Annotated in this window: 9 protein-coding genes; 7 read left to right on the top strand and 2 right to left on the bottom strand. The window is 65.7% G+C overall.

The window, feature by feature from the left end:
* A partial coding sequence (locus ELR45_RS02440) for a choice-of-anchor A family protein (RefSeq protein ID WP_165367399.1) occupies window positions 1-1,089 on the bottom strand: 1,089 nt, incomplete at its 3' end.
* 571 nt (window positions 1,090-1,660) lie between these two features.
* Between ELR45_RS02440 and uvrB the strand changes: the two genes are divergently transcribed.
* From uvrB to ELR45_RS02425, 3 genes are all read left to right on the top strand, one after another.
* Entirely contained in the window at window positions 1,661-3,769 is a 2,109-nt protein-coding gene (uvrB, locus tag ELR45_RS02435; RefSeq protein WP_129663120.1) for an excinuclease ABC subunit UvrB, read from the top strand.
* Between the two features lie 247 nt (window positions 3,770-4,016).
* Window positions 4,017-5,027: a TerC family protein gene (locus tag ELR45_RS02430; protein ID WP_129663117.1), complete on the top strand. Its 1,011-nt coding sequence runs from the start codon at window positions 4,017-4,019 to the stop codon at window positions 5,025-5,027.
* 87 nt (window positions 5,028-5,114) lie between these two features.
* The gene (locus ELR45_RS02425) at window positions 5,115-6,344 is read left to right on the top strand and encodes an ROK family transcriptional regulator (RefSeq protein ID WP_129663456.1); all 1,230 of its coding nucleotides are present in this window, start codon (window positions 5,115-5,117) and stop codon (window positions 6,342-6,344) included.
* A 159-nt stretch (window positions 6,345-6,503) separates the two neighbouring features.
* Here ELR45_RS02425 and ELR45_RS34410 read toward each other — a convergent pair whose 3' ends face one another.
* On the bottom strand, window positions 6,504-6,641 hold the full coding sequence (locus tag ELR45_RS34410) for a hypothetical protein (RefSeq protein ID WP_165367398.1): 138 nt from the start codon (window positions 6,639-6,641) through the stop codon (window positions 6,504-6,506).
* Between ELR45_RS34410 and ELR45_RS02420 the strand changes: the two genes are divergently transcribed.
* From ELR45_RS02420 to ELR45_RS36515, 4 genes are all read left to right on the top strand, one after another.
* Window positions 6,640-8,001 carry an extracellular solute-binding protein gene (locus ELR45_RS02420; RefSeq protein ID WP_129663115.1) on the top strand — a complete coding sequence of 454 codons (1,362 nt, stop codon included), beginning with the start codon at window positions 6,640-6,642 and terminating at the stop codon, window positions 7,999-8,001. The two genes, ELR45_RS34410 and ELR45_RS02420, sit on opposite strands and share 2 nt — an antisense overlap.
* 11 nt (window positions 8,002-8,012) lie before the next feature.
* Window positions 8,013-8,951: a carbohydrate ABC transporter permease gene (locus ELR45_RS02415; protein ID WP_129663113.1), complete on the top strand. Its 939-nt coding sequence runs from the start codon at window positions 8,013-8,015 to the stop codon at window positions 8,949-8,951.
* Between the two features lies 1 nt (window position 8,952).
* Window positions 8,953-9,810, top strand: coding sequence for a carbohydrate ABC transporter permease (locus ELR45_RS02410; protein ID WP_205855717.1), 858 nt, complete (start codon window positions 8,953-8,955; stop codon window positions 9,808-9,810).
* Between the two features lie 274 nt (window positions 9,811-10,084).
* Window positions 10,085-11,125: glycoside hydrolase family 38 N-terminal domain-containing protein (locus tag ELR45_RS36515; RefSeq protein WP_205855716.1), on the top strand; the 1,041-nt coding region annotated here is incomplete at its 3' end.

Raw genomic sequence — 11,125 nt, 5'->3', positions numbered from 1 at the left:
TGTGCCGTCGTCGGTGCCGTTGTCGTCGCCCGTGCCGTCGTCGGTGCCGTTGTCGTCACCTGTGCCGTCGTCGGTGCCGTTGTCGTCGCCCGGCTCGTCGGTCTCCTCACAGTCCGGTATCTCGCCGACGAATGGGTAGCTGTGCATCTCGTTGCCCGAGCTGAACCCACCGCCGTGGACCAGGTCGCCGGCGGTGAGAACCCGGCCGTTCGTCCCGGGCAGGTCGATGGTCGTGGTGCTGTCGGCGGAACCGACGAGGATCGAGCCTGGCAGTTGGGCGTATCCGTGGAGATCCACGCTGGACGCTCCAGGGAAGTTCCACAGGACCCGCTGGGTCAGGTCGGCGTCGAGCTCGCCCGAGTTGAGCGCGAGGTCCGCGTTCTCGCCTACTACGTTGATCAACACCGTGGCATCGTCCGGGATGTCCTGGAACTCGATCATGGCGGGGTCGTCGCCGTCGGTGGGCAGGGTGCCGTCGACCGTGAACACCTGCAGGTCGCTCTCGCCGTCGCCGGTGAATGTGGCGGTGGCGCCGATCTCGACGATCTCGCCGGTCGCTGCGTTCTCGCCGTAGCAATGGGATAGCTCGCCGAGTACGGACGGAAGGCTGGTGTACTCATCCACGGCTGACGGGTCCTGGCGGACCTCGCCGTCGCCGGTGATGTCCACCTGCTCGTCGGTGAAGTTCTGCGCGCCGCCGTAGGCGAGGTTCCCGGTGACGAACGTGCCGGTGGTGTCGAACCCACCGAGGAAGACGGTGGCGCCGTCGCTGATCGTAAGGTCGCCGCCGATGATGAAGTGGTCCTCACCGTCCGGCGGTGGAACCCGCGATCCTACGCCGACCACGCCGACGTTGTAGCCCTGACCGGAACTCCGGTCGATGTGCGCGTCGCGCAGTACGACGGTGCGGCCTTCAGCCTCCGCGGCATCGTCGATCACCGTGAAGTCACCGCCGACGAAGACATTGACTGCGTCGTCGGTGCCGCTGAGGTCGCCGTTGTGTGGGGGCGACCACTCGGTGGGGCATTCGTCCCCCTCGCAGTCGCCAACCGGACTGGGAAGCGCGGCGGCGCTCACGGCGAGGGCCATGCCGGTGACAACGATGATTCCGACTGAGGCGGTGAGTAGTGACTTTCGGTGGGCGATCGTGTCATTGTGACGCCCACGCCGATGTGGGCGCGTGGTTCTGCGCATTGTTCCCCCGTGTGCGTAGTCGCGATATGTGGCAAGCATGCGCCCGCGTGGTGCGGGTATTGGCCTGCACGTATCGCTTTCGCTATTTGGATTCGAGATGAGTCTCTCGGTGTACTACTTGGACGTCAAACTATTGATCTGTGATATGACGCACAGAGAAGGTGCGGCTTGCTGCCGTCGAGCTCAAATAGCGGTCGTGGTGCGGGTCATGTGTCTTTCTGACCGTTCCAAGTGGCTGCGCCTACTTGACCAGTGATCATTCCGTTGCGGCGTACGAAAGGCGACCAGAGAAGGTGGTGGGGTGCGGAATTCCGTTCAGGGTAGGCGCGGGCGTCGGCGTGGGAGGAGCCCCGCGACGACCTCGCCGCGGGCGAGGACGGAACTCCGCACCCCACCACCGCTTCCGCAGCGCTCATTCGTAACGCAACCCATGACGTTGTCGGTGGCAGAGCATACGGTTGGAACCATGCGCCCTACCATCGACATCGTCCGCCGCGAGGCACCGTTCAAGGTCGTGAGCGACTGGGACCCGTCCGGTGATCAGCCGCAGGCGATCGATGAGCTGGAACAGCGAGTACGGGAGGGAGAGAACGATGTCGTCCTGCTCGGCGCCACCGGAACCGGGAAGAGCGCCACGACGGCTTGGCTGATCGAACGCCTGCAACGCCCGACGCTGGTGCTGGCGCCGAACAAGACGCTGGCGGCGCAGCTGGCCAACGAGTTCCGTGACCTGCTGCCGAACAACGCCGTGGAGTACTTCGTCTCCTACTACGACTACTACCAGCCAGAGGCGTACGTCCCGCAGACGGACACGTACATCGAGAAGGACTCCTCGATCAACGATGAGGTCGAGCGGCTGCGGCACTCGGCCACCGGTTCGTTGATGACCCGCCGGGACGTCGTGGTGGTGGCGACCGTCTCATGCATCTACGGCCTGGGTAACCCGCAGGAGTACGCGGACCGGATGGTTTGGCTGCGGGTCGGGGAAGAACGCGACCGGGAGGCGCTGCTCCGCAGACTCGTCGAGATCCAGTACACCCGGAACGACCAGAACTTCACGCGCGGCACGTTCCGCGTCCGCGGTGACACACTGGAGATCATTCCGCAGTACGGCGAGCTGGCCGTCCGGGTGGAGTTCTTCGGCGATGAGATCGAACGGATCACCACGCTGCATCCGCTCACCGGCGAGGTCATCAGCGACGAGGATCTGATGTACGTGTTCCCGGCGTCGCACTATGTCGCGGCCCCGGAAACGCAGGAGCGGGCCCAGCAAGCCATCGAAGCCGAGCTGGCCGAACGCCTGGCCGAACTGGAGAAGCAGAACAAGCTGCTGGAGGCGCAGCGGCTCCGCATGCGGACCTCGTATGACTTGGAGATGATCCGAGAGGTCGGCTTCACCTCGGGCATCGAGAACTACTCGCGGCATTTCGACGGACGCGAGCCGGGATCGCCACCGAACTGTCTGCTCGACTATTTTCCCGAAGACTTCTTGCTGGTGATCGACGAGTCCCACGTCACCGTGCCGCAGATCGGCGGCATGTACGAGGGTGACATGAGTCGCAAGCGGACGCTCGTGGAGCATGGGTTCCGGTTGCCGAGCGCCATGGACAACCGGCCACTGAAATGGGGCGAGTTCCTTGAACGGGTCGGCCAGAAGGTGTACCTCTCGGCCACCCCGGGTCCGTACGAGCTGGAGAAGGGCGACGGTGTCGTCGAACAGATCATCCGGCCCACCGGCCTGATCGACCCCGAGGTTGTGGTCAAGGCCACCAAGGGGCAGATCGACGACCTGATGCACGAGATCAACCGGCGCGCTGAGCAGCACGAGCGCGTGTTGGTCACCACGCTCACCAAGAAGATGGCCGAAGACCTCACCGACTACCTGATGGAGAACGGCGTCCGCGTCCGCTACCTGCACAGTGAGGTCGACACGCTACGCCGGGTCGAGCTGCTGCGGGAGCTGCGGATGGGGGAGTTCGACGTCCTGATCGGCATCAACCTGCTCCGTGAAGGGCTGGACCTGCCCGAAGTCTCGCTGGTCAGCATCCTCGATGCGGACAAGGAGGGCTTCCTGCGCTCCGGCACGTCGCTCATCCAGACCATCGGCCGCGCAGCGCGGAACGTCTCCGGCCAGGTGCACATGTACGCCGACACAGTGACGCCGTCGATGCAGAACGCGATCGAGGAGACGAACCGTCGCCGGCAGAAGCAGATCGCGTACAACACCGAGCATGGGATCGACCCGACACCGCTGCGGAAACGGATCGGGGACATCACCGAGATGCTCGCCCGGGAAGATGCCGATACCGACGAGCTCATCGAGGGTTCGGGACGGACGGCGAGCCGGGGCAAGGCTCCGGTGCCGGGTATGCAGAGCAGTTCCGAGGCGGGCCGGCACGCGGCCGAGCTAGCGGGCATGCCGAGCAGCGACCTGGCCGAGCTCATTCAGCAGCTCTCTCAGCAGATGCACAACGCGGCCGCGGAGCTGCAGTTCGAGCTCGCCGCGCGGCTGCGGGATGAGATCGCCGAGCTGAAGAAGGAGCTTCGCGGTATGCACGAAGCGGGCGTGAAGTAGGCGATCCGCCATAGGTTCCGTGGAGTCCGCGCCGGATGCCGGACATGGTTATCAGCCCCGCCATGGTGGTGTGGGATACTGAACGAGACGTGGAGGGGAGTAATCCCTACGCGGTGGCATCGTCATCTCGGATGTGTCCGGCAGGACTCACCCGGTGCCTCCGGTCCGGTCCGCCGGGCGGAAGAGACCTCCGGAGTAGCACAGCGTGAGCTGTGCGTATCACTGACCGGAGAGGAACTCTACGTTCGTGCTTGACCTGCCTGTGTGGTTCGAGGTTGGAACCTTCGTCGTCCTGACCCTCCTCCTTATCGCCGACCTGTTGATCGTCACCCGCCGCCCGCACGCTCCTTCCATGAAGGAAGCCGCCTGCTGGGTGTCCTTCTACATCTCTCTGGCCGTCATCTTCGGCATCTGCCTGCTGTTCGTCAGCGGTGGCCAGGCTTCCGGCGAGTTCTTCACCGGCTGGCTCACGGAATACAGCCTGAGCGTCGACAACCTGTTCATCTTCGTCATCATCATGACCCAGTTCCAGGTGCCACGGAAGTATCAGCAGTCCGTGCTCATGTTCGGCATTCTCGTTGCCATCGGGATGCGTGGCGTCTTCATCTTGCTGGGTGCGCTGGCTATCAACCAGTTCGCCTGGGTCTTCTACATCTTCGGGCTGTTCCTCGTCTACACGGCCGTCAAGCTGGCGCAACAGCAGGTCACACACGAGGAGCATGAGGAGAGCTACGACAATGCGCTCATCCGCAGGCTGAGCAAGCGGCTGCCCATGAGCCAGGAGTACGACGGCATCAAGTTGCGTACCCGGGTCGACGGACGACGGATGTTCACGCCGATGCTCATCGTGTTCCTGGCGATCGCGTCCGCCGACCTGCTCTTCGCGGTGGATTCGATTCCGGCCATCTTCGGCATCACGCAGGAGATGTTCCTTGTCTTCACGGCGAACGTCTTCGCGCTGATGGGCCTCCGGCAGCTGTATTTCCTCATCGGCGGCCTGCTGGAGCGCCTGGTCTACCTGAGCGCCGGGCTCGCGGTGATCCTCGCGTTCATCGGAGTGAAGCTGGTCTTGCACGCCCTGCACGAGAACAACCTTCCGTTCGTCAACGACGGCGAGCCGTTGCACGTGCCGGAGGTGTCGATCACGCTCTCCCTGGTGGTCATCATCGGTGCGCTCGTCGTCACCACGGTGGCCAGTCTGCTGAAGACCCGCCGGGACGGCCGTCGTCAGGCTGAGGACGCTGAAACGGTCGCCTAGCAATGCTGAAACGCTCGCCTAGCAATATCGTTGGGTCATGCGCCATGACGAAGAGTGGCATAAGTGACACAGAGCTGGGGGGCCTCGATGCGTCGGGGAACCAATCTCCCGCGTGTCGGCGACTTCAACCAGGCGGTCATCCTGGACACCATCAGGCGGTCGGGTGACGGTCTCAGCCGGGTGGAGCTCGTCGGCGCGACCGGGCTGTCCGCGCAGACCGTGACGAACATCTGCCGGCGGCTCCTGGATCTCGGGCTGATCGCCGAGGCCGGGAAACAGAGCTCCGGCCCTGGGAAGCCCCGCACCATGCTCAGGCTGGAGCCGTCTGGTAGGTACGCGGTCGGGGTCCACCTCGATCCCGCCGTGATGACCTTCGTCATCCTCGACCTGGCGGGCAACGTCGTCGCACAAGCTCAGCAACCGACTCCGCCCGTGACGGATCCGCACAAGATCGTGGTCGGGACGGCCGAGGCGATCAGCAGCCTGATCGGGCAGTCGGGGTTGGACGAGGAACGGATCCTCGGCATCGGTATCGCGTCGCCGGGGCCGATCGACTCGAAGCGCGGCGAGGTGGTGGATCCTCCGCATCTTCTCGGGTGGCGCAACGTTCCCCTCCGGAGTGCGCTGTACGAGGCTACCGGGCTGCCGGTGCTGATCGACAAGGACGTGACGGCGGCCGCGGTGGCGGAGATGTGGGCGGGCGGCCCCGCCGGCACCGGCAGTTTCGTCTTCTTCTACCTCGGCACCGGGGTGGGAGCCGGTGTTGTGGTGCGCGACAGCGTGGTGCGCGGCAAGTCGGACAACGCAGGTGAGATCGGACATTTCATCGTGGACCCCGACGGCCCGATGTGCGGGTGTGGGCTACGGGGATGCGTCGGTGCCTCCTGCGAGCCGATGGCGCTGGTGAAGGAAGCGGTCGAGCTCGGTGTCCTGGAGTCCGTGCCGAGCGGCAGCGATGCCAGGGCGGTGGACCGGTGGTTCACTGTGTTGTGTGAGTACGCGGACGCCGGCGACGCCCGGGCCGGGCAGGTGCTCGACAGGTCGGCCCAGCGTGTGGCCAAGGCCGTATCCGACATTGTGAACCTGCTCGACCTGGAACGTGTCATCTTCGGTGGGCCGTTCTGGAGCCGGCTGCAGGGACGGTATCTGCGTGTGATCCCGCCCGTGCTCGACGCGGCGACGACGGTGCGCAACGTGCACGGTGTGAGCGTCGTCGGTACGAGCGTGGGGGAGGACGTGGGTGCGGTGGGCGCCGCGTGCCTGGTCCTGGATCACAGCTTCTCGCCGCGTCCGTCGTCGTTGCTCCTCGGCACTTAAGAGTCGCGTATTCCTCGATCAGATACGAGAACGAGGCGCCATAGCGCCATGAAGTCGTATCTGATTCGACCGCGACGCCCGGCGTGGGGCGGGAATCGATGCCGGTGGAGCATCGAATCCTCCGGAAACCCTTGACAGTAATTAATCCAGTTGATTTATTTACTCCACCTGGAGCTGGTTCACGACGGAGACAGCGGCATGCGGGGACGGCGCGACGCGACGCCGGGCTTTGACCCGCAGCCGCCGATCACGGCCGTGAAGCCGGCCCGTCCGGACGTGGACCAAGGGAGTATCCATGCGTCTGAGAGTGAGCGTGGCCGTCGGGATGGCGGCGTCGATGGTGGTCATGGCCGGCTGCGGCTCCGACTCCGATGAGGCGGAGGGGAGCGGAAGCGACACACTGAAGGTCGTCTATCAGAAGTTCGGCAACTTCACCCAGGCAGACGAGCACTTCACCCAGGTGAAGGAGGACTTCGAGGCAGAGCATGACGGCGTGACGGTCGAGCTCGTGCCGATCGAAGCCGCGCAGAACGACTACTTCACGAAGCTGGCGCTGATGCACGGCTCCGAGTCCACCGCGCCGGATGTGATGTATGAAGACACCTTCATGATCAAGTCGGATGTTGATGCGGGTTACCTGCTTCCGCTCGATGACTACCTGGCCGAATGGGACGACTGGGACCAGTTCTACGACAACGCCAAGAACGCAGGCGTCGGCGACGACGGCAGCACCTACGGCGTTCCGATGGGCACCGACACCCGGGCGCTGTGGTACAACACAGAACTGTTCGAGCAGGCCGGCATCTCCGTCCCATGGGAGCCGCAGAGCTGGGACGACGTGCTCGACACCGCACGGACGATCCAGCAGGAGCTGCCCGACGTGATCCCGCTGAACGTCTACTCCGGCAAAGCGATGGGTGAAGCATCGTCGATGCAGGGCTTCGAGATGCTGCTGTACGGCACCGAGGACCGCCTCTACGACGAGGAGTCGCAGAGCTGGATCACCGGCTCGCAGGGGTTCGTCGACTCACTGGGGTTCATCCAGACCATCTTCGACGAGGGCCTCGCGCCGTCGCCGCAGGAAGCGCTCGACCCCAACCTCGGCAACACGGTCACCGGCCAGTGGCTGCCGGAGGGCAGGCTGGCGATCGCCCTGGACGGATCGTGGCAGGGAGGAAACTGGATGGAGTCCGGCGAGGCGCCGTGGCCGGAGTGGAACGACGTGATGGCGAACGCCGCGATGCCCACTCAGAACGGGCAGGACCCGGGCGCGGTGAGCATGTCCGGCGGCTGGACCCTCGCCGTCGGCGCCGGTTCGAAGGCGCCGGACCTGGCGTTCGAGTTCATCACCATGGCGCTGGACCAGGAGAACTCGCGAAGCTACGACGTGGAGGCCAGCCAGATCGCGGTCCGCGAGGACGTGGCCGAGGATTCGGAGTACATCGACGCCAACCCGTCGTTCGAGTTCTTCTCCGAGATCGTCGAGTTCACCCACTTCCGCCCGGCGACGTCGGACTACCCGCAGATCTCCAATGAGATCCAGGTGGCCATGGAGTCGGTGATGACCGGTCAGCAGTCGCCGGAAGAGGCCGCCGCCGCGTACGACAGCGCGGTGGAGCGGATCGTCGGCGCCGACGCCGTCATGTCCGCCGGTTGAGCACGCCTCACATGACGACGACGCTCGACACCGGACCCAAGGTCGACCCGCGGCCGGACGGCGCTCCCAGCCGGGCCCGATCCGCCGGCCGGACCGCCGGTCGACTGCTTCCCCTCGGCCCCGCGCTCGTTCTGCTCGCCCTGTTCATGGCCGGGCCGGTGGTGTGGTCGTTCTACGGGTCGTTCACCGACGCGGCACTCACCGGGGCGGCTGCCCAGGAGAGCTCTTGGATCGGTCTGGACAACTACACCGGTCTCTTCTCCGACCCGAACTTCCCGAAGTCGGTCTGGCTGACCGTCGTCTTCGTCGTGACGTCGGCGATCATCGGCCAGAACGTCCTCGGCCTGACTCTGGCGATGCTCATGCGGCAGGCGACCGGCGTCGTCCGCGCCGTTGTCGGCACGCTTGTGGTGACCGCATGGGTGCTGCCAGAGATCGTGGCCGCGTTCGCCGCGTACGCCTTCTTCCACGCCGACGGCACGCTCAATGAGGCGCTCGGGCTCGTCGGCCTCGGCGGTTCGAACTGGCTGTACGACTTCCCGATGCTGGCCGTCATCATCGCCAACATCTGGCGGGGCGCCGCGTTCTCGATGATGGTGTACGCGGCCGCGCTGGCCAACCTGCCGCCCGACGTCACGGAGGCGGCGACGGTGGACGGCGCCAGCGGGCCGAAGCGCCTGATGTACGTCACGCTGCCGATGATCCGGCGGAGCATATCGACGAACTTCATGCTGACGACGCTGATGACCCTGCAGGTGTTCACGCTGATCTACGTCATGACCGCCGGCGGCCCGGGGACGGACAGCTCGACGCTGCCGATCCTCGCCTACCAGGAGGCGTTCAGCTTCGGCCGGGTCGGCTACGGCACCGCGATCGCCACCATCATGCTGCTGATCGGCGCGGTGTTCTCGATCATCTACATCCGCATGCTGCGTCCGGAGGTGGACTGACATGGCGGTCTCCTCCCGCCCGATCTCGGTGGCCGCACCGCGAAGGCTCTCCGTACGGGCCATCTCCAACACCGTGCTGCTCGTCATCGGTATGTGCTTCCTGCTCCCGCTGGGGTGGCTGGTGCTCGCGTCGATCGACGAGTCCGCGTCGCTGGTGGCCAGCGTTCCGGGCAGCGTGTCGGGCGCCAATTTCGATGCCGTGCTGACCACGGACCAGACCTTCCGGCCGCTGTGGAACAGTTTCGTGCTCTCCGGAGGATGTGCGCTGATCACCGTCGTGGCGGCGGTGCTGGCGGCGTATCCGCTGTCGCGTTACCGGATGCGGTTCAACAAGCCGTTCATGTACGGGGTGCTGTTCGGTACCGGACTGCCGATCACGGCGATGATGGTGCCGGTGTACGGGCTGTTCGTCCGCCTGAACCTGCTCGACTCGTTGACCGGGACGGTCTTCTTCCTGGCGGCGACCTCGCTGCCGATGGCGATCTGGATGATGAAGAACTTCATGGACTCGGTGCCGGTCAGCCTGGAAGAGGCCGCCTGGGTGGACGGGGCGTCGGCGATGAAGGCGCTGCGGACCGTCGTGGTGCCGTTGATGCGCCCCGGGATCGCGGTGGTGTTCATCTTCGTGTTCATCCAGGCATGGGGGAACTTCTTCGTTCCGTTCGTCCTGCTGCTCAGCCCGGAGAAGCAGCCGGCCGCGGTGAGCATCTTCACCTTCTTCGGCCAGTACGGATCCGTCGCCTACGGGCAGCTGGCGGCGTTCTCCTTGCTGTATGCGGCGCCGGTGCTGGTGCTGTACGTGCTCGTCTCCCGGCTGCTCGGTGGGTCGTTCACCATGGCAGGGGCGGTGAAGGGCTGATCGCGCTGCGTGGGTGTGGGCCGAGACGTGCTGGTGTGCTTGACGACGCGGCGGGTCGGTTGTGTTGGGGGAGGGAGAGGGATCTCCCGGCGGCGGGTTGCGTGGAGAGTGTCGGGCGTAGCTGGTCTGTGGCCCGGTTGGGCTTGAGCCGGGAGATCCCTCTCCCACCCCCTGACCGGGGCCGGTCGCGTCGCCGGCTATCGGCTTGTTCTCGGGGCCACAGAGGTGTGTGGGCGCGATCGCCGTTCACGAGAGATAGCTAGAAGGAGCTTGTATGCATGACAACTCTGGCCTTGTCGAGGCGCGGCTGGAACGGTTCGTGCGGGAGCGGATCCGCCCGGCCGTGTACCGGCGGACCGCGCCGCTCGAGGTCGAAGCGTGGCCGGTGCCGGGCGAGCCGGTTCCGTTCGACAAGGCGGTGACGCAGGCATACATGCCGTTCGACGTGGGCCGGCGGTGGGGCACGCCGTGGGAGACGGTGTGGTTCCACGTCACGGGGCGGGTCCCGGAGGCCTGGGGCGCTGCGTCCTCGGGTGGGAGTGTTGAGGTTCTGGTCGACCTTGGGTTCTCGGAGAGACACCCGGGGTTCCAGGCCGAGGGGACTGTGTACTCGGCGGACGGCGTCATCATCAAGGCCGTCGAGCCCCGTAACCGGTACGTGCCACTGAGCGACGCCCGGCCGGGGGCGGAGATCGACCTGTACGTGGAGGCGGCGGCGAACCCGGACGTGGCAGACGGGTTCTCTTTCCGGCCGACGCCACTGGGGGACAAGGAGTCCGCTGGCGACGAACCGTTGTATCGGCTGCGGCAGGTCGACGTGGCAGAGCTGGACACGCAGGTGTGGGAGCTCGAAAGCGACGTGTGGACGTTGGCCGGGCTGATGCGTGAGCTGCCGGAAGGGCTTCCCAGGCGGGCGGAGATCCTGCGGGCGCTGGAGCGGATGCTGCATGCCGTGGACCCGGACGACGTGGCGGGCACCGCCGTGGACGGGCGGGAATGCCTGCGAGAGGTCCTGGCGTCTCCATCGCACGCCAGCGCGCATCGGGTGGTCGCCGTCGGGCACGCGCACATCGACTCCGCATGGCTATGGCCGGTGCGAGAGACGGTGCGCAAGTGCGCCAGGACATTCTCGAATGTGCTGGCGCTGATGGACGAGGATCCGGACCTGGTGTTCGCCGCGTCGTCGGCGCAGCAGTACGCGTGGATGCGCGACCACTTTCCGGAGTTGTTCGAGCGGATCCGGGCGCGGGTCAACGAGGGACGGTTCGTGCCGGTCGGCGGCATGTGGGTGGAGTCGGACACGAACATGCCCGGT

This window comes from Phytoactinopolyspora endophytica, from assembly GCF_004138495.1.
GTDB lineage: Bacteria > Actinomycetota > Actinomycetes > Jiangellales > Jiangellaceae > Phytoactinopolyspora > Phytoactinopolyspora endophytica.
Note: the sequence above shows the minus strand (reverse complement) of the source record. Positions and strands in the feature narration are given on the sequence as shown.